Origin of the sequence: Leclercia sp. G3L (assembly GCF_021117075.1) — a bacterium.
In the GTDB taxonomy this organism is placed as follows: Bacteria; Pseudomonadota; Gammaproteobacteria; order Enterobacterales; family Enterobacteriaceae; genus Enterobacter; species Enterobacter adecarboxylatus_C.
In genome coordinates this window covers 894,367-913,954 of record NZ_CP088265.1, presented here as the reverse complement: position 1 = coordinate 913,954, position 19,588 = coordinate 894,367, and the positions used below count along the sequence as shown (strand labels likewise).

Below are 19,588 nucleotides of genomic sequence, written 5' to 3'. Positions count from 1 at the left end.
GGTTCTGTTTCCTGGGGAGAGGGAAGCTATGTCGCGTGGCCTGGAGTTACTGATTGCACAAACCATTCTGCAGGGCTTCGATGCCCAGTATGGTCGTTTCCTTGAAGTGACGTCCGGGGCGCAACAGCGCTTTGAGCAGGCCGACTGGCACGCCGTGCAGCAGGCGATGAAGCAGCGTATTCACCTTTATGATCATCACGTTGGGCTGGTGGCGGAGCAATTGCGCTGCATCACCGGGCACACCAGTACCGATGCCGCGTTCTTACTGCGTGTGAAAGAGCATTACACCCATCTGCTGCCGGATTACCCTCGCTTTGAAATTGCGGAAAGCTTTTTCAATTCCGTCTATTGTCGGCTGTTCGATCACCGCTCGCTGTCACCGGAGCGGCTCTTTATTTTCAGCTCTCAATCCGGACAACGTTTTCGCACCCTGCCGCGGCCGCTGGCGAAAGATTTCTTTCCCGATCAGGGCTGGGAGGCGTTGTTAACCAAAGTGTTAGCCGATCTCCCCCTGCGGCTGCCCTGGCAAAATCGCCCGCGTGATGTCGGGTATATCATCGCCCATTTGTCTGACACGCTGGGTGCAGACAAGCTGCGCAACGGCCATCTGCAGGTCGCGAACGAACTCTTCTATCGCAACAAAGCCGCCTGGCTGGTGGGCAAGCTGGTTACGCCGGACGTCACGCTGCCGTTTCTGCTGCCCATTCATCGCAGTGATGAAGGGGAGCTGATGGTGGATACCTGCCTGACCACCAGCGCCGAGGCGAGCATCGTTTTCGGCTTCGCCCGCTCCTATTTTATGGTTTATGCCCCGCAGCCTGGCGCGCTGGTGGCGTGGCTGCGGGAGATCCTTCCGGGTAAAACCACCGCTGAGCTCTATATGGCGATAGGGTGTCAGAAGCATGCCAAAACCGAGAGCTACCGGGAGTATCTGCACTATATCGCCCATGCCGACGAGCAGTTTATTGAAGCCCCGGGTATTCGCGGCATGGTGATGCTGGTCTTTACCCTGCCGGGGTTTGACCGGGTGTTTAAGGTGATTAAGGACAAATTCGCCCCGCAAAAAGAGATGTCTGCCGCCCACGTGCGCGCCTGCTATCAGCTGGTTAAAGAGCACGATCGCGTCGGGCGAATGGCGGATACCCAGGAGTTTGAGAACTTCGTACTCGATAAGCGACAGATTGCGCCGGAACTGATGGCGCTATTGCTTCAGGAAGCGCCGGGAAAAATCAGCGATCTGGGCGACCGGATTATCATCAGCCATCTCTACATTGAACGACGGATGGTGCCGCTCAATATCTGGCTGGAGCAGGCGGAGGGACAGGCCCTTCACGACGCCATCGAAGAGTACGGCAATGCTATCCGCCAGCTGGCGGCAGCTAACATCTTCCCGGGCGATATGCTGTTCAAAAACTTCGGCGTCACCCGACACGGGCGGGTGGTGTTCTACGATTACGACGAAATCTGCTACATGACGGAAGTGAATTTCAGGGAGATCCCGCCGCCGCGTTACCCGGAGGATGAGCTCGCCAGCGAGCCCTGGTACAGCGTCTCACCGGGAGATGTCTTCCCGGAAGAGTTTCGTCACTGGCTCTGCGCTGACCCGCGCATCGGGACGCTATTTGAGGAGATGCACGCCGATCTGTTTCGCGCCGACTACTGGCGGGGCCTGCAAAAGCGCATCCAGAACGGTCATGTGGAAGATGTGTATGCTTACCGGCGTAAGCAGAGGTTTAGCATCAGATTTGCGGTTTAACGCCCGGTGGCGCTGCGCTTACCGGGCCTACGGTCCGAATGTAGGCCCGGTAAGGCGCAGCCGCCACCCGGCAAAACCATCTTAACGGATCCCACCATACGCCAGCGTGACCTCTTTCGCCGCCTTAATCACCAGCGCACCCAACTCGGTCACCCGGTCATCGGTCATTCGCGAGATTGGCCCGGAAATAGAGATGGCGGCAAAGGGCTCGCGATGCTCGTCATAGATGCAGGCGGCAAGACAGCGCAGACCCAGCGCATGCTCCTCATCATCAAAGGAGTAGCCGCGCTTGCGCGTCAGGGCCAAATCCTCTTTCAGATGCACCGGAGACACCAGCGTCGCATGGGTATAGGCGTGTAAGCCTTTGCGGTGCAGCAGCCCGGTAACCTGCTCTTCGCTCAGCTGGGACAGGAATGCTTTTCCCGCCCCGGAGGCGTGCATCGGCAGCTTGCCGCCAATCGGCGCCGACATGCGCATCAGCTGGGTACACTGTACCTGGTCGATAATAATCGCCTGATGATCGCTCTGGTCGAGCACCGCCAGGTTGACCGTCTCGCCGGAGTCTTCCATCAGTTTGCGCAGGATCGGGTGCACGATAGCGAGTAGGTTACGGCTCTGCAAAAAGCTGCTGCCGACGATAAACGCGTGGGCACCTACGGACCAGTGCCCCAGCTCGCCCACCTGACGGACAAAGCCCAGCTGCTGCATGGTGGTAAGCAGGCGATGGGTAGTGGAGTTCGGCAGGCCAGCCTGCTGGGCCAGCTCGGTCAGCGCCACGCTGCTGTGCGACTCGGCTATCCACTCCAGCAGTTTGAGGCCCCGCGTCAGGGACTGGACTTGTCCGCCCGCCGGGGCGGTTGCGGCGGCGGGTTTTCTGCCGCGTTTAGCGGGAACGGTGGCAACCATGACAGGCTCCTTTTTCTGTATCGTGGAAATCATTTTCGTTTTATTTGGCTGTTTTGCAACCGCTATCCTTACTGATCGGAGGAGTTATAGTGAACATGTCTCATGTTACCGCGGTGTGACTTTTCCCCTTTGCAAGATTATGCCAGTATGGTCTGCTGGCCTTTTGGCCTGGTTGAGCGTTGGCGGGAGCAAGTGTGAGCAGCAAAGTAGATCAACTGCGTGCGCAGTTAAATGAACGCATTCTGGTGCTGGATGGCGGTATGGGCACCATGATCCAGAGCTATCGTCTGAGTGAAGACGACTTTCGCGGCGACCGCTTCGCCGACTGGCCCTGCGATCTGAAAGGTAACAACGACCTGCTGGTGCTCAGCAAGCCAGAGATTATCGCCGCCATTCATTACGCCTATTTCGAGGCGGGCGCGGATATCGTTGAGACCAACACCTTCAACTCGACAACTATCGCCATGGCGGATTACGAGATGGAATCCCTGTCGGCGGAGATCAACTATGAGGCGGCGAAGCTGGCGCGTGCCTGTGCCGACGAATGGACGGCCCGCACGCCAGAGAAACCGCGCTACGTCGCAGGCGTGCTTGGTCCGACCAACCGCACCGCCTCTATCTCTCCGGATGTGAACGATCCGGCATTTCGTAATATCACCTTTGACCAGCTGGTGGCGGCGTACCGCGAGTCGACCCGTGCGCTGGTGGAAGGCGGTTCCGATCTGATCATGATTGAAACGGTCTTCGATACCCTCAACGCCAAAGCCGCTATCTATGCGGTGAAAGAGGAGTTCGAGGCCCTCGGCGTGGATCTGCCGATCATGATCTCCGGCACCATCACCGATGCCTCTGGCCGAACCCTGTCCGGGCAGACCACCGAAGCCTTTTATAACTCCCTGCGCCACGCCGATGCCCTGAGCTTTGGCCTGAACTGTGCGCTGGGGCCGGACGAACTGCGCCAGTACGTACAGGAACTGTCGCGCATCGCCGAATGCTACGTGACCGCTCACCCGAACGCCGGCCTGCCGAACGCCTTCGGTGAATACGATCTCGACGCCGCTACCATGGCGGCGCAGATCCGCGAATGGGCCGAGTCCGGGTTCCTGAATATTGTCGGCGGCTGCTGCGGCACCACGCCGGAGCATATCGCCGCCATGAGCAACGCCGTGGCAGGCCTGCCGCCGCGTAAATTACCCGAGCTGCCGGTTGCCTGCCGACTGGCCGGGCTTGAACCGCTGAACATCGGTGATGAGAGCCTGTTTGTGAACGTCGGGGAACGTACCAACGTCACCGGCTCCGCGAAGTTCAAGCGTCTGATCAAAGAGGAGAAATACAGCGAAGCGCTGGATGTGGCCCGCCAGCAGGTAGAGAGCGGCGCGCAAATTATCGATATCAACATGGATGAGGGGATGCTCGACGCCGAAGCGGCGATGGTGCGTTTCCTCAACCTGATCGCCGGTGAGCCGGACATTGCCCGTGTGCCGATCATGATCGACTCCTCGAAATGGGAAGTTATCGAGAAAGGGCTGAAGTGCATTCAGGGCAAGGGCATCGTTAACTCCATCTCCATGAAAGAGGGGGTTGAGCCCTTTATCCATCATGCCAAACTGGTGCGCCGCTACGGTGCCGCCGTGGTGGTGATGGCCTTTGATGAAGTGGGCCAGGCGGATACCCGCGAGCGTAAAATTGAGATCTGCCGCCGCGCGTACCAGATCCTGACCGAAGAGGTCGGCTTCCCACCGGAAGACATTATTTTTGACCCGAACATCTTTGCCGTGGCGACGGGTATCGAAGAGCATAACAACTATGCCCAGGACTTTATCGGTGCCTGTGAAGACATCAAGCGCGAGCTGCCGCACGCCCTGATCTCCGGCGGCGTCTCCAACGTGTCGTTCTCGTTCCGCGGTAACGACCCGGTGCGTGAAGCCATCCACGCGGTGTTCCTCTACTACGCCATCCGCAACGGGATGGACATGGGGATCGTTAACGCCGGCCAGCTGGCGATTTACGACGATCTGCCAGCGGAGCTGCGCGATGCGGTAGAAGATGTGATCCTTAACCGCCGAGACGACGCGACCGAGCGCATGCTGGAGCTGGCGGAGAAATACCGCGGCAGCAAAGCCGACGACGGCGCCAACGTTCAGCAGGCCGAGTGGCGCTCGTGGGACGTGAAAAAGCGTCTCGAATATTCGCTGGTAAAAGGCATCACTGAGTTTATCGAGCTGGATACCGAAGAGGCCCGCCAGCAGGCCGCGCGCCCGATTGAGGTGATCGAAGGCCCGCTGATGGACGGCATGAACGTGGTCGGCGATCTGTTCGGCGAGGGTAAAATGTTCCTGCCGCAGGTGGTGAAATCCGCCCGCGTGATGAAGCAGGCGGTGGCGTATCTCGAGCCCTACATCGAAGCCAGCAAAGAGAAAGGCTCCAGCAACGGCAAGATGGTGATTGCCACCGTAAAAGGCGACGTGCACGACATCGGCAAAAACATCGTCGGCGTAGTGCTGCAGTGTAATAACTACGAAATTATCGACCTGGGCGTGATGGTGCCGGCGGATAAAATCCTCAAAACCGCGCGCGAGGTGAATGCTGACCTGATTGGCCTCTCGGGGCTGATTACCCCGTCGCTTGACGAGATGGTCAACGTGGCGAAAGAGATGGAGCGCCAGGGCTTTACCCTGCCGTTGCTGATTGGCGGGGCGACCACCTCGAAAGCGCACACGGCGGTGAAGATCGAGCAGAACTACAGCGGGCCGACGGTGTACGTACAGAACGCGTCGCGCACGGTGGGCGTGGTCTCGGCGCTGCTTTCAGCAACCCAGCGCGACGACTTTGTTGCCAGAACCCGCAAAGAGTACGAGACGGTACGTATCCAACACGCGCGCAAAAAGCCGCGCACCCCGCCGGTCACCCTGGCCGCGGCTCGTGATAACGACCTGGCCTTTGACTGGTCAAGCTATACGCCGCCGGTTGCCCATCGTCTGGGCGTGCAGGAGGTGACGGCCAGCATTGAAACCCTGCGCAACTACATCGACTGGACGCCGTTCTTTATGACCTGGTCGCTGGCCGGAAAATATCCGCGCATCCTCGAAGATGAAGTGGTGGGTGAAGAGGCCCAGCGCCTGTTTAAGGATGCCAACGACCTGCTCGATCAGCTCAGCGCGGAGAAAACCCTCAACCCGCGCGGCGTGGTGGGGCTGTTCCCGGCCAACCGTGTGGGCGATGACATCGAGATCTATCGCGATGAAACTCGCACCCACGTGCTGACGGTCAGCCATCATCTGCGTCAGCAGACCGAGAAGGTCGGTTTTGCCAACTACTGCCTGGCCGATTTCGTCGCGCCTAAGCTGAGCGGTAAAGCGGACTACATCGGTGCCTTTGCCGTAACCGGCGGGTTGGAGGAGGACGCGCTGGCGAATGCCTACGAAGCGCAGCATGATGATTACAATAAAATCATGATTAAAGCGATTGCCGATCGTCTGGCCGAGGCCTTTGCCGAATACCTGCATGAGCGGGTGCGTAAAGTGTACTGGGGCTATGCCCCGAACGAGAACCTCAGCAATGAGGAGCTGATCCGCGAGAACTACCAGGGCATTCGTCCGGCCCCGGGTTATCCGGCCTGCCCGGAGCACACCGAGAAAGGCACTATCTGGCAGCTGCTGGATGTTGAAACCCATACCGGCATGAAGCTCACCGAATCTTTCGCCATGTGGCCTGGGGCGTCGGTGTCCGGCTGGTATTTCAGCCATCCTGACAGCAAGTACTACGCCGTGGCGCAGATCCAGCGCGATCAGGTGGAGGATTATGCCCTGCGTAAAGGGATGAGCGTTTCGGAAGTGGAGCGTTGGTTAGCACCGAACCTCGGCTACGACGCAGACTGACCTGGCTTACTTGCCAGCTTGCACCAGGGCTGTCCTCACTCGGGTCACGTACTTTGTGTACGCTCCCCTCACTGCGGGCAGTCCGTGTGCAATCTGACTGCGCCGCCGACGGTCAGTGTCCGGTTCACGTCACGTTTCCTTACAACAAACAGGGCACCCACAGGGTGCCCTGTCTCTTTCTTACGTTTGACCCCTTATACTGATCGAAGGCTCCTTCGGCATTGCCCGGTGGCGCTCTCGCTTACCGGGCCTACAGCGCGCAACGAGCCTCAGGAAAACGTATAACGAAAAGGAGAACCTACATCCGTGCTGACTCTGCTACATCTGCTTTCTGCCGTGGCGTTGCTGGTCTGGGGCACGCACATTGTCCGTACCGGCGTGATGCGTGTTTTTGGTGCCCGCTTACGTACTGTACTCAGCCGCAGCGTTGAGAAAAAACCGCTCGCGTTCTGCGCCGGCATTGGCGTGACCGCGCTGGTGCAAAGCAGCAACGCCACCACCATGTTGGTCACCTCGTTTGTGGCGCAGGATCTGGTGGCGCTGACCCCTGCGCTGGTGATTGTCCTCGGTGCCGACGTGGGGACCGCGCTGATGGCGCGGGTGTTAACCTTCGATCTCTCCTGGCTGTCGCCGCTGCTGATTTTCATCGGCGTGATATTTTTCCTTGGCCGTAAACAGACCCGCGCCGGACAGCTGGGACGGGTGGGGATCGGCCTTGGCCTGATTCTGCTGGCGCTGGAGCTGATCGTCCAGGCCGTCACACCCATTACCCAGGCCAGCGGCGTGCAGGTCATCTTCGCCTCGCTGACCGGCGATATCCTGCTGGATGCGCTGATTGGCGCGGTGTTTGCCCTGATTAGCTACTCCAGCCTGGCGGCGGTGCTGCTAACCGCCACGCTCACCGCGGCGGGGATCATCTCCTTCCCGGTGGCCCTGTGTCTGGTGATTGGCGCTAACCTCGGCTCCGGCCTGCTGGCGGTACTCAATAATAGCGCCGCCAACGCCGCGGCCCGTCGCGTGGCGCTCGGCAGCCTGCTGTTTAAGCTGGTGGGTAGCCTGGCCATCCTGCCTTTCGTCTATCCGCTGGCGAATCTGATGGATAACCTGTCGCTGCCGGAATCGGAGATGGTGATCTACTTCCACGTCTTTTATAACCTGGTGCGCTGCCTGGCGATGGTACCCTTTGCCGGGGTGATGGCGCGGTTCTGTGAACGGATTATCCGCGATGAACCCGAGCTCGATGCGCGCCTGAAACCGAAACATCTGGACACCTCAGCTCTGGATACCCCGGCGCTGGCGCTGGCCAATGCCGCTCGGGAAACACTGCGCATGGGCGATGCCATGGAGCAGATGCTGGAGGGGCTGAAAAAGGTGATGCACGGCGAACCGCGGGAAGAGAAAGCGCTGCGCAAGCTCGCGGATGACATCAACGTGCTCTATACCGCCATCAAGCTCTATCTGGCGCGGATGCCAAAAGATGAGCTGGCGGAAGAAGAGTCCCGCCGCTGGGCGGAGATCATAGAGATGTCGCTCAACCTGGAGCAAGCCTCCGATATCGTCGAACGCATGGGGAGTGAAATCGCTGACAAATCGCTGGCGGCCCGCCGGGCGTTTTCCCTCGAAGGGGTCAAAGAGCTGGATGCGCTGCACGATCAGCTGCTTGCCAACCTCAAGCTGGCGATGTCGGTCTTTTTCTCCAGCGATCTGGCCAGCGCTCGTCGCCTGCGTCGTAACAAGCACCGTTTCCGCATCCTCAACCGCCGCTATTCCCACGCGCACGTTGACCGGCTGCACCAGCAGAACGTGCAAAGTATCGAGACCAGCTCCCTGCATATGGGGCTACTGGGCGACATGAAGCGTCTGAACTCCCTGTTCTGCGCGGTGGCGTACAGCGTGATGGAGCAGCCGGATGAAGATGATGGCCGGGATGAGTATTAATCTGCGTTAAGCCTTTGGCGCGGGCAACGACGCCGGGGGCTTGCGCAAGATAGCCAGGACCATACTGAATGCGTCTCGTATTTCCTGGTACTTAGCTTTTTACCAGCCCAAACCTGGGGTATATTTCGCCTCTACAGGAGAAATTATGCTGTCAACTCAATCTACCCGATTAAACAAATACATTAGCGAGAGCGGGATCTGCTCGCGCCGCGAGGCTGACCGTTACATTGAACAGGGCAACGTGTTTATCAACGGTAAACGCGCCACCATTGGCGATCAGGTCGTCCCTGGCGACGTGGTCAAAGTGAATGGTCAATTGATCGAGCCCCGGGACGAAGAAGACCTGGTGTTTATCGCGCTGAATAAACCGGTTGGCATTGTCAGTACCACGGAAGATGGCGAGCGCGACAACATCGTTGATTTCGTCAACCACAGCAGCCGTATCTTCCCGATTGGCCGTCTGGATAAAGACTCCCAGGGATTAATTTTCCTCACCAACCACGGCGATCTGGTGAATAAGATCCTGCGTGCCGGTAACGACCACGAGAAAGAGTACATCGTCACGGTCAACAAGCCGGTGACGGACGAATTCATTCGCGGGATGGGGGCGGGCGTTCCGATCCTCGGCACGGTCACGAAGAAGTGCAAGGTGAAGAAAGAGGCGCCGTTCGCCTTCCGTATCACCCTGGTTCAGGGCTTAAACCGCCAGATCCGCCGTATGTGCGAACATTTTGGCTTTGAAGTGACGAAGCTGGAGCGTACGCGCATCATGAACGTCAGCCTCTCCGGCATTCCGCTGGGCGAGTGGCGCGATCTGACCGGGGACGAGTTGATTGAGCTGTTTAAGCTGATCGAGAACTCATCCTCAGAAGCGAAGCCGAAAGCGAAGGCAAAACCGAAAACGCAGGGCATCAAGCGACCGGTGGTCAAGGCCCCACAGGCGGAAGAGAAAAGTAAAGCCAAACCGGCCGGGAATGGAAAACGCTTTACCCAGCCAGGGCGCAAAAAGAAAGGGCGCTGATCAGCGCCTTCCACGGGTTGGGGTATTCGCCGACCAGGAGAATGTCGCCTCTTTATCCACCTTATAAGCCTGCGCTTTTTTAAGCTTGCGGGCTTGTTTGGCTTCCAGTTCACGCTGCGCCATCAGTTTGTCGATGTACTCTTTCTTAACGTGATTGGTTTCGGCGTTGGTCAGCAGTCGGCCATGGGCGATACGGGCGCGATCGAGCAGGGTTTTCAGTTCGCGCTGCTCGCTTTCCGTCATGTCTTTCTGGGTCAATCTCGGTGTGGACATACCTGAAGCCTCCTGTGAGAGAGGCTTCAGTGTAAAGCATGCCTTCGCAGTCGCGAAGCTGAATTAACCTTCCTTCACCACATCGCGTTTCTTTTGTTCATCGATCGGCTTACCCGACCAGTAACCCGCCAGCAGCGAGCCGGACAGGTTATGCCATACCGAGAACAACGCACCCGGCAGAGCCGCCAGCGGCGAGAAGTAAATTTTGCCGAGCGCAGCGGCCAGGCCGGAGTTCTGCATCCCGACCTCAATCGCCAGCGTGCGGCAGGTGGATTCGTCAAAGCCGAACAGCTTTCCGCCCCAGTAACCGCCCAGCAGGCCGATGGTGTTATGCAGAACCACGGCGATAATCACCACAAAACCGACAGAGGCGATATGCGCCGCAGAACCGGCGACCACGGCGCTGATAATGGCCAGAATACAGACCATCGAAAACGCCGGCAGATACGGCTCCACGGCTTTCACCAGTCGAGGGAACAGATGGTGGATAATCAGCCCCAGCGCAATCGGGATCACCACGATCTGCAGAATGCTCAGCAGCATTCCCATCACATCCACCTGAATGTGGGCATCCACGTACAGACGCGTCAGCAGCGGGGTTGCTACCACGCCCACCAGCGTGGAGACGGAGGAGATGGTCACCGACAGCGCCACATCGCCTTTCGCCAGATAGATCATCACGTTGGAGGCCGTACCGCTGGCCACGCTTCCCACCAGCACCATCCCGGCGGAGAGGTCAGGCGGCATCTTAAAGGCGATAGCCAGCGCCCATGCCGCCAGCGGCATCACCAGGTAGTGCAGGAAAATACCCGCCGCGACCGGGGCCGGGCGTGACAGCACGCGTTTAAAATCGTCGACTTTCAGGTGCACGCCCATGCCGAACATGATCAGCATCAGCAGCGTGGTGACCCACGGGCCGATAGCGGTAAAGGTGGATGGCGTGTAATACGCGAGAACGGAGAGCAGCAGCGCCCATAACGGGAACAGCCGGGTAATGGCGGATAACATACGGATTCCTTGCGATTGTGTTGTGTCATGTAGTTATAAAAAAGCCGGGTTCGAGCCCGGCTTAGAGATATTGTTTATCCTGCTAATGAATTTTGTTCAACCAAATTTTCTTCATGATCCCGGGTGAAGACTTTCCCAGCTCAGCCCAAAGCGGGTGAGATATTTGCGCAGCCTGTCGGCATCGTTAGGGTTGACCTTTTTCATCCGGGAGACCGCAAAGAGTTCGCGACCGGCCTCGGATAATGAGGCGCTACGGCGGCACACCTCCAGCACGGTTTCCAGCTGTCGCTGGTCGAAGAGATCGAGCGCCATCGCCGCGGATGGCGTGGCGATTTGCCAGCTCTCCTGCAGCCTGACGATCTCTTCCTCAACAAGCGCTAAGGTGATGCGTCCCTGTTCGGCAAGCGTGGCCATCCGCGCCACAGAGGAACCCAGTTCACGAAAGTTACCCCGCCACAACGCCTGAGGCGAGTCAGCAAAACGCAGATAGCGCTCACGTGCCTCTCTGTCGAAACGCACCTGGGATTGCGCTTCAGTCGCGAAGCGTTGCAGTTCGTACTCCACGTTGGGGGCGATATCCTCCCGACGCTGCGCCAGGCCGGGCAGGGCAAAACTCCACATATTGATACGGGCCCAGAGATCCTCACGGAAGCGACCTTCCGCCACCCACTGGCGCATATCCCGGTGCGTACCGGCAATCAGCTGAAAATCGCTCCTGACCTCTTTATCAGAGCCAAACGGGAAGAAGGTTTTTTCTTCGATGGCCTTCAACAGCATGGCTTGTTCGTCGAGGCCCAGTTCGGCGATCTCATCTAAAAACAACACGCCGCCGTCGGCCTCACGCAGCAACCCGGCACGCGCCGTTGCCGCCCCGGTAAATGCCCCTTTGACATGGCCGAAAAGGGTCGACATGGCGTTGTCACCCCGCAGCGTGGCGCAGTTTACTGCCACCAGCCTGCCCGTCAGCTGATGGCGGGATTGCTTAAGCTGGTAAATACGGTTGGCGAGGAAGGATTTTCCGGCCCCCGTTGGGCCCGTCAGTAATACAGGGGCGGTCGAGCGCAGCGCCACGCGTTCAATCTGATCGATCAGGGCGTTGAAGGTGGCATTGCGGGTATCAATCCCGGCTTTGAGGAACGAAACGGATTCCTGCTGCTCGCGCTGAAAGCGGCTGGTCAGCGCGGCATAGCGGCTTAAATCCAGGTCGATGATCGAGTAACGTCCGACAGGCACTGCCTCTTCGGGCGCATCCCTGCTGGCAGGGCCGGTCTGGATCAGGCTGGCGGGAAGATACCGCGCTTCGGTCAGCAAAAACCAGCAGATCTGCGCCACGTGCGTGCCGGTGGTGATATGCACCAGGTACTCTTCATGCTCGGTGTCAAACTTGTAGTGGGTGGCGAAGTCGAGGAACGCGGCGTAGACCTCTTCAAAATCCCAGGGATCGGCAATGGTGACGGGCCACGGGCGCACGGTGGTATGGGGCGAGAGCAGCCTGATATCTTCCGTTATCTGTTCCGCCATTCCCCGATCCAGGGGCTGGTGGAGGAGCTCAAGCCTGTCGACGGGGAGGTCGGGCTGCTGGCAAAGCCCGACCGTCGGGCGCCATTTGCGTAAGCGGTTGGCCCGCTTGCCGCGTTTGTCCATCACCGTGCCCAGGACCCCAATAACCACTCGCCGCTTTTTCATGTTTATCCTTCAAGATAAAAACCGATACTAAAAGATAAAAATATTCTGCGGCTTAAGCAACGCCTGAAGAAGCTATTTGGATTAAAGTAATTATAATCAAAAGGATATGTTTTATTTATGAAGGCTTAATATTCTGGCACGCTTCTGGCAATACGTCTCAGTAACAGACATCCCTGAGGGTGAGCACCATGAAACAGAATGATTTTGACGTATTAACGGCGCATCACAGCGCACCGGTAAAAATGTGGACGCACGGGGTTCCTGTAGAGCCAGAGGCGCGCGAGCAGTTGCTGAACACTGCGAAGATGCCGTTTATTTTCAAACATCTGGCGGTGATGCCGGATGTGCATCTCGGGAAAGGGTCCACCATTGGCAGCGTGATCCCCACCAAAGGGGCCATTATTCCGGCGGCGGTGGGGGTGGATATCGGCTGTGGGATGATCGCCGTGCGGACGTCGCTGCTGGCAGGCGATCTGCCGGATAACCTTCACGGGCTGCGCAGCGCCATTGAACAGGCGGTGCCGCACGGGCGCACCAACACCCGCTCCCGTCGCGACAAGGGGGCGTGGGAAAAGACGCCGGATGAAGTGGATAACCACTGGCGTCAGCTGGCGCCGCGCTTTAAGCGACTGACGGATAAATATCCGCAACTGCTGAAAACCAATAACCATCAGCATCTGGGGACGCTGGGCACCGGGAACCACTTTATCGAGGTGTGCTTGGACGAGCAGCAACGCGTGTGGGTCATGCTGCACAGCGGCTCACGTGGCGTGGGTAATGCGATTGGCAACGTGTTTATCACCCTGGCGCAGAAGGATATGCAGCAGCATATCGCCAACCTTCCTGACAGGAATCTGGCCTATTTCCAGGAGGGGAGCCGACACTATAACGACTACATCGAGGCCGTGGAGTGGGCGCAGGATTTTGCCCGCCATAACCGCGAGGTGATGATGTCGCGCGTGCTGGCCGCGCTGTCGCGCATCGTGCCAAAGCCTTTTCTGACCCAGCAGGAGGCGGTGAATTGCCATCACAACTATGTGCAGAAAGAGCGTCATTTTGGTGAAGAGGTGCTGGTGACCCGCAAAGGGGCAGTGTCGGCACAGAAGGGCGAAATGGGCATCATCCCCGGCTCGATGGGGGCGAAGAGCTTTATCGTGCGCGGCCTGGGCAATGAGGAGAGCTTCTGCTCCTGTAGCCATGGGGCAGGACGGGTGATGAGCCGCACGGCGGCCAAAAAACGCTTCACCGTTGCCGATCAGATCCGCGCCACGGCCCACGTCGAGTGCAGAAAAGACAACGAGGTCATCGATGAAATCCCGATGGCCTATAAAGACATCGATGCCGTCATGGCGGCGCAAGCATCCCTGGTCGAAATCGTCCATACGTTGCGCCAGGTGGTATGTGTAAAAGGATAAAGCAGATGGCTGATAACGGTTTGGATACCGCCATGCGCGAGCGTGTGCGGCAGCAACTCAACGAAATAGAGCAACGATTCAATGTGACCGTGCTGTATGCCTGTGAATCGGGCAGCCGCGGCTGGGGCTTTGCATCGCCGGATAGCGATTATGACGTGCGCTTCCTGTATGTGCATAAACCTGACTGGTATTTGCGCGTCGAGCCGCAGCGGGATGTCATTGAGCTGCCCATAGACGACGAACTCGACGTGAGCGGTTGGGAGTGGCGCAAGGCGCTTGGCCTGCTGAAAGCGGCTAACCCCACGCTTATCGAGTGGCTGGATTCGCCGGTGGTCTATCAGCAGAGCGACAAGGTGATAACTGAGCTACGCGCGCAGGTGCCCGCCTGGTTCTCCCCCGTGCGTGCGCGCTGGCACTACTACTCTATGGCGCGCAAAAATTTCCGCGGCTATTTGCAGGACGCAGAGGTCCGACTGAAAAAGTACTTTTACGTCCTGCGTCCTCTATTAGCGGTGCGGTGGGTGGAGGCCGGAAAAGGTATGCCACCGATGCGTTTTGCCGAACTGCTGGCGGGAAGCGAGCTTGATGCGCCGTTACGTCAGGAAATCGATGACCTGCTGGCGATAAAACAGCGTGCGGGAGAAGCGCAATACGGCCCCAGACGGCCTTTGCTGCATGCTTTCATCACTCAGGAGCTGGCGCGGGGTGAAAACCCTCCTACGCTGCCGGACAGCCGTAATGGCAAGATAGCCTCGCTGGATTCGCTGCTGATGAGAACGGTACTGGCAGGATAAAAAAATGGCCCGGTTTCCCGGGCCATTTTTCTGTTACTCAAACAAGTTATGATGCAGTTTCTGCACGACCTGCTCGGCTTCGGCGCCAGGCACCAGGAAGCACAGGTTGTAGCTGGAAGCACCATAGCAAATCATGCGGATGTTGAACGGCTCCAGCACGCCAAACACCTCTTTGCCCACGCCGCTGGCGCGGGACAGCTCGTTACCGATGATCGCCACCAGGGCGAGATCTTCTTCCACCTCAACACGGCACAGTTCCGAAAGCTCCATCAGCAGAGACTGCGTCAGCAGGGTATCGCCGGTGGAGGTGGAGCCGGTAGTATCCAGGGTCAGGGCGATGTTCACTTCTGAAGTGGTCACCAGATCTACCGAGATGCTGTGGCGCGCCAGAATACTGAACACTTCGGCCAGGAAGCCGCGGGAGTGCAGCATGCTCAGGCTGTGCAGGGTCAGCAGGGTCTGTTTGCGACGCAGCGCCAGAGCGCGGAACAGCGGTGGGTTTTCAGTGGTGTTGCACACCATGGTACCGCCCGCTTTTGGATCCTTGCTGGAGCCCACGAACACCGGAATGTCGCTGCGAACGGCAGGCATCAGCGTTGCCGGGTGCAGCACTTTCGCGCCAAAGGTCGCCATCTCAGCGGCCTCTTCAAAGGCGATCACATCAATACGTTTTGCCGCAGGCACCACGCGCGGGTCGGTGGTGTAGATGCCCGGCACGTCCGTCCAGATATCGACGCGGGAGGCCTGCAGGGCTTCACCCAACAGGGCGGCGGTGTAGTCGCTGCCGCCGCGGCCCAGCGTGGTGGTACGGCCTTTGGCTTCGCTACCGATAAAGCCCTGGGTGATGACAATCCCTTCCGCCAGGCGCGGCGCCAGCTGTTGGGTCGTCAGTTCGGCAATGGTGGTAACGTCCGGCTCGGCGCGGCCAAAGCGGTCGCTGGTGCGCAGCACTTTACGCACGTCAAACCACTGCGACTGAACGTTACGCTCGCGCAGCACTTCAACGAACAGCAGGGTCGACATCAGCTCACCGTGGCTGACCAGCTCGTCGGTCAGGGCGGTAGAGGTGGCCAGAGAGGCGGCTTCCGCCAGGGTGATAATATTTTCCAGCAGGCGCTCGATCTCTTCGCTAATCACGCTCGGATCGCGCAGGCGGCTAAGAATATCGAACTGAATTTTGTGCAGCGCTTCGAGCTTAGCCTGGCGCTCGCTCGCTTCCAGCCCTTCAGCAAGGGCGACCAGCAGATTGGTGACGCCAGCCGAAGCGGACAACACCACCAGGCGGGTATCAGGATCGGCCAGCACCACATCGGCGCTGCGGTTCATGGCATCGTAATCGGCCACGCTGGTACCGCCAAATTTGGCGACAACAAAACTCGTCATAACAACCTCGTGTCAGGGAAGGAAAAAAGCGACCATGGCACAAGGACAAAATAGTTTTATCGGTGCAGGCGCAAATACCGTGTGTATAAATAAAATGTGTGGAGGATCCTGTCAACGCCGGGATTATGCGGATTTTTCATGCTGCCTTCCATATGAGAAACAGGACTTATAACAGCTATACTTTTGGGGCTTTTGCGACGCACTTGATACAGGCCAGGCCAATGGCATAAAAACCATCACAATTTTCAGCGACAGAGGCTACAATCGACCGAGGTCACAATTCTCAATTCAGAAGAGTATTGCTATGAAAAATATCAATCCAACGCAGACTTCAGCCTGGCAGGCATTACAGAAACATTTTGAAGAAATGAAAGACGTCACCATCGCGGACCTGTTCGCGAAAGACGGCGATCGTTTCAGCAAGTTCTCCGCGACCTTCGACGATCGGATGCTGGTGGATTTTTCCAAAAACCGCATCACCGAAGAGACGCTGGCAAAACTGCAGGATCTGGCGAAAGAGACCGATCTGAGCGGTGCCATCAAGTCCATGTTCTCTGGTGAGAAGATCAACCGCACCGAAGATCGCGCGGTGCTGCACGTGGCCCTGCGTAACCGTAGCAATACCCCAATTATCGTTGACGGCAAAGATGTTATGCCGGAAGTGAACGCCGTCCTGGAAAAGATGAAATCCTTCTCTGAAGCGATCATCTCAGGTCAATGGAAAGGCTACACCGGCAAAGCGATCACCGACGTGGTGAACATCGGTATCGGCGGCTCCGACCTCGGCCCGTTCATGGTGACCGAAGCGCTACGTCCGTACAAAAACCACCTCAACATGCACTTTGTCTCTAACGTCGATGGAACCCACATCGCGGAAGTGCTGAAAAACGTGAACCCGGAAACCACCCTGTTCCTGGTGGCGTCTAAGACCTTCACCACTCAGGAAACCATGACCAACGCCCACAGCGCGCGCGACTGGTTCCTGAAAACGGCCGGTGACCAGCAGCACGTAGCGAAACACTTCGCGGCGCTCTCCACCAACGCCAAAGCGGTAGGCGAGTTCGGTATCGACACTGCCAACATGTTTGAATTCTGGGACTGGGTTGGCGGACGCTACTCCCTGTGGTCCGCTATCGGCCTGTCGATCATCCTCTCCGTGGGCTACGACAACTTTGTTGAGCTGCTCTCCGGCGCGCACGCGATGGATAAACACTTCTCCACCACCGCACCAGAGAAAAACCTGCCGGTACTGCTGGCGCTGATCGGCATCTGGTACAACAATTTCTTCGGCGCTGAAACCGAAGCGATCCTGCCATACGACCAGTACATGCACCGTTTCGCGGCCTACTTCCAGCAGGGCAACATGGAATCCAACGGTAAATACGTTGACCGTAACGGCGACGCCGTGGATTACCAGACTGGCCCAATCATCTGGGGCGAGCCAGGCACCAACGGTCAGCACGCGTTCTACCAGCTGATCCACCAGGGCACCAAGATGGTTCCTTGCGATTTCATCGCCCCGGCCATCACGCATAACCCGCTGTCTGACCACCATCCGAAGCTGCTGTCGAACTTCTTCGCGCAAACTGAAGCGCTGGCGTTCGGTAAAGCGCGTGATGTAGTTGAGCAGGAGTATCGCGATCAGGGTAAAGATCCGGCGACGCTGGACCACGTGGTACCGTTCAAAGTGTTCGAAGGCAACCGTCCGACCAACTCCATTCTGCTGCGTGAGATCACCCCATTCAGCCTGGGCGCGCTGATTGCCCTGTATGAGCATAAAATCTTCACCCAGGGCGCAATCCTGAATATCTTCACCTTTGACCAGTGGGGCGTAGAGCTGGGCAAACAGCTGGCTAACCGCATTCTGCCAGAGCTGGGTGATAACCAGGATATCAACAGCCACGACAGCTCCACCAACGGTCTGATTAACCGTTATAAAGCCTGGCGCGCATAAGTAAGTCTGCTGCGGTCTGTGTGCCCGGTGGCGCTACGCTTACCGGGCCTACAAAACCCCGTAGGCCGGGCAAACGGAGTGCCGCCCGGCAGATCTGCACAAAATATAAACAAAAAATATAGATCCCCGTCACATTTTTGCGTTATACAGGAACCTCGCCCCGGAGAATGAGGTGCTGTATGACATCCCTGACTCGCCCACGCGTTGAGTTTATCTCAACCATTCTGCAGACCGTGCTGAACCTGGGTCTGCTGAGCCTTGGCCTGATCCTGGTCGTCTTCCTCGGTAAAGAGACGGTGCATCTGGCTGATGTGCTTTTTGCCCCTGAGCAAACCAGCAAATACGAGCTGGTTGAAGGGCTGGTGGTTTACTTTCTCTACTTCGAATTTATCGCCCTGATCGTGAAGTACTTTCAGTCTGGCTTTCACTTCCCGCTGCGCTACTTTATCTACATTGGTATCACCGCGATTGTGCGACTGATTATCGTCGATCATAAATCGCCCCTCGACGTGTTGCTCTACTCGGCGGCAATCCTGCTGCTGGTAGTCACACTCTGGCTGTGCAACTCGAAGCGGCTAAAACGGGAATAAAAAAAGGCGGCCCGAGGGCCGCCGAATACAGTCACAAGTTTGGATCAAGACATCAAGGCAAAGTTGAGGGTTGCAGTGGCATAACAATGAAACTTAACCTTTCACACCCCCCGCGGTCAGGCCGTTCACCAGCCAGCGCTGAGCCAGCAGGAACACGACGGTGATCGGGATAGCGGAGAGTACGGCGGCTGCGGCAAAATCGCCCCACAGGTAGTTTTGTGGGTTGAGGTATTGCTGCATCCCTACCGCCAGGGTGTAGCTGTTCACATCCCGCAGCAGCAGTGATGCGACCGGCACTTCGGTGATGGCGGCGATAAACGACAGAATAAAGACCACCGCCAGAATCGGCACGGAGAGCGGCAGCAGCACCAGGCGGAACGCCTGCCATGGGGTGGCGCCATCCAGCGAGGCCGCTTCTTCCAGCGAGTTGTCGATGGTTTCGAAATAGCCCTTGATGGTCCAGACGTGCAGCGCGATCCCGCCGAGGTAGGCGAAGATCACCCCACCGTGGGTGTTCAGGCCGATGAACGGCACGTACTGGCCGAGGCGGTCAAACAAGGCGTACAGGGCGACCAGCGACAGTACCGCCGGGAACATCTGGAAAATCAGCATCCCTTTCAGCAGCGTCGCTTTCCCTTTGAAGCGCATACGGGCAAACGCGTAGGCGCAGGTGGTGGAGAGGGTCACGATACCGATCGCGGTGATGGTGGCGACTTTCACCGAGTTCCACAGCCACAGCAGCACCGGGAACGGCGGCGGCGTCACGCGGCCATCGGCGTGCTCCACGCTGAAGCCCAGCGCCAGCTTCCAGTGCTCCCAGGAGATCTCATCCGGGATCAGGCTGCCTGTCGCGAAGTTACCCGAACGCAGGGAGATGGCGATAACCATCAGCAGCGGGAACATGATCGCCGCGATAAAAATCAGCAGGCCCAGGTGGGTCGCAAAGAGGCGCAACTTCTGAGATTTGGGTTGAACCATAGACATAA

The 19,588-nt window shown here is 58.0% G+C and carries 14 protein-coding genes; 8 read left to right on the top strand and 6 right to left on the bottom strand.

The window, feature by feature from the left end:
- Window positions 1–28 precede the first annotated feature (28 nt).
- Window positions 29–1,756 (top strand): bifunctional isocitrate dehydrogenase kinase/phosphatase, encoded by a 1,728-nt coding sequence (aceK, locus tag LRS40_RS05715; protein ID WP_231313302.1) that lies wholly within the window; start codon window positions 29–31, stop codon window positions 1,754–1,756.
- A gap of 81 nt (window positions 1,757–1,837) precedes the next feature.
- Here the strand turns inward: aceK and iclR are convergent, their stop codons facing one another.
- Complete coding sequence (gene iclR, locus LRS40_RS05710; RefSeq protein WP_156262676.1) at window positions 1,838–2,662, bottom strand: glyoxylate bypass operon transcriptional repressor IclR; 825 nt, start codon at window positions 2,660–2,662, stop codon at window positions 1,838–1,840.
- 194 nt (window positions 2,663–2,856) lie between these two features.
- Between iclR and metH the strand changes: the two genes are divergently transcribed.
- From metH to rluF, 3 genes are all read left to right on the top strand, one after another.
- Window positions 2,857–6,540: a methionine synthase gene (gene metH, locus LRS40_RS05705; protein WP_231313301.1), complete on the top strand. Its 3,684-nt coding sequence runs from the start codon at window positions 2,857–2,859 to the stop codon at window positions 6,538–6,540.
- A 306-nt stretch (window positions 6,541–6,846) separates the two neighbouring features.
- Entirely contained in the window at window positions 6,847–8,478 is a 1,632-nt protein-coding gene (locus tag LRS40_RS05700) for a Na/Pi cotransporter family protein (RefSeq protein ID WP_156262678.1), read from the top strand.
- Window positions 8,479–8,623: 145 nt separating this feature from the next.
- Window positions 8,624–9,499 carry a 23S rRNA pseudouridine(2604) synthase RluF gene (rluF, locus tag LRS40_RS05695; protein ID WP_231313300.1) on the top strand — a complete coding sequence of 292 codons (876 nt, stop codon included), beginning with the start codon at window positions 8,624–8,626 and terminating at the stop codon, window positions 9,497–9,499.
- On the opposite strand, the gene LRS40_RS05690 is transcribed toward rluF, so the two are convergent.
- The 3 genes from LRS40_RS05690 to rtcR form a co-directional block, all read right to left on the bottom strand.
- Window positions 9,500–9,772: a DUF3811 domain-containing protein gene (locus LRS40_RS05690; RefSeq protein WP_142487830.1), complete on the bottom strand. Its 273-nt coding sequence runs from the start codon at window positions 9,770–9,772 to the stop codon at window positions 9,500–9,502.
- A 63-nt stretch (window positions 9,773–9,835) separates the two neighbouring features.
- Window positions 9,836–10,780: a ketopantoate/pantoate/pantothenate transporter PanS gene (gene panS, locus LRS40_RS05685; RefSeq protein ID WP_142487831.1), complete on the bottom strand. Its 945-nt coding sequence runs from the start codon at window positions 10,778–10,780 to the stop codon at window positions 9,836–9,838.
- A 111-nt stretch (window positions 10,781–10,891) separates the two neighbouring features.
- The gene (rtcR, locus tag LRS40_RS05680; protein ID WP_231313299.1) at window positions 10,892–12,466 is read right to left on the bottom strand and encodes an RNA repair transcriptional activator RtcR; all 1,575 of its coding nucleotides are present in this window, start codon (window positions 12,464–12,466) and stop codon (window positions 10,892–10,894) included.
- Between the two features lie 188 nt (window positions 12,467–12,654).
- Here rtcR and LRS40_RS05675 point away from each other — a divergent pair, with 188 nt between their 5' ends.
- Both LRS40_RS05675 and LRS40_RS05670 read left to right on the top strand, forming a co-directional pair.
- The gene (locus LRS40_RS05675; RefSeq protein WP_156262681.1) at window positions 12,655–13,881 is read left to right on the top strand and encodes an RtcB family protein; all 1,227 of its coding nucleotides are present in this window, start codon (window positions 12,655–12,657) and stop codon (window positions 13,879–13,881) included.
- Window positions 13,882–13,886: 5 nt separating this feature from the next.
- Window positions 13,887–14,675 (top strand): nucleotidyltransferase domain-containing protein, encoded by a 789-nt coding sequence (locus LRS40_RS05670; RefSeq protein WP_231313298.1) that lies wholly within the window; start codon window positions 13,887–13,889, stop codon window positions 14,673–14,675.
- A gap of 33 nt (window positions 14,676–14,708) precedes the next feature.
- Here the strand turns inward: LRS40_RS05670 and lysC are convergent, their stop codons facing one another.
- Complete coding sequence (gene lysC / locus LRS40_RS05665; protein WP_231313297.1) at window positions 14,709–16,058, bottom strand: lysine-sensitive aspartokinase 3; 1,350 nt, start codon at window positions 16,056–16,058, stop codon at window positions 14,709–14,711.
- Window positions 16,059–16,362: 304 nt separating this feature from the next.
- Between lysC and pgi the strand changes: the two genes are divergently transcribed.
- Entirely contained in the window at window positions 16,363–18,012 is a 1,650-nt protein-coding gene (gene pgi / locus LRS40_RS05660; protein ID WP_231313296.1) for a glucose-6-phosphate isomerase, read from the top strand.
- A 179-nt stretch (window positions 18,013–18,191) separates the two neighbouring features.
- Window positions 18,192–18,602 carry a phosphate-starvation-inducible protein PsiE gene (psiE, locus tag LRS40_RS05655; RefSeq protein WP_142487837.1) on the top strand — a complete coding sequence of 137 codons (411 nt, stop codon included), beginning with the start codon at window positions 18,192–18,194 and terminating at the stop codon, window positions 18,600–18,602.
- Between the two features lie 93 nt (window positions 18,603–18,695).
- On the opposite strand, the gene malG is transcribed toward psiE, so the two are convergent.
- Window positions 18,696–19,586, bottom strand: coding sequence for a maltose ABC transporter permease MalG (gene malG / locus LRS40_RS05650; protein ID WP_142487838.1), 891 nt, complete (start codon window positions 19,584–19,586; stop codon window positions 18,696–18,698).
- Between the last annotated feature and the right edge of the window lie 2 nt (window positions 19,587–19,588).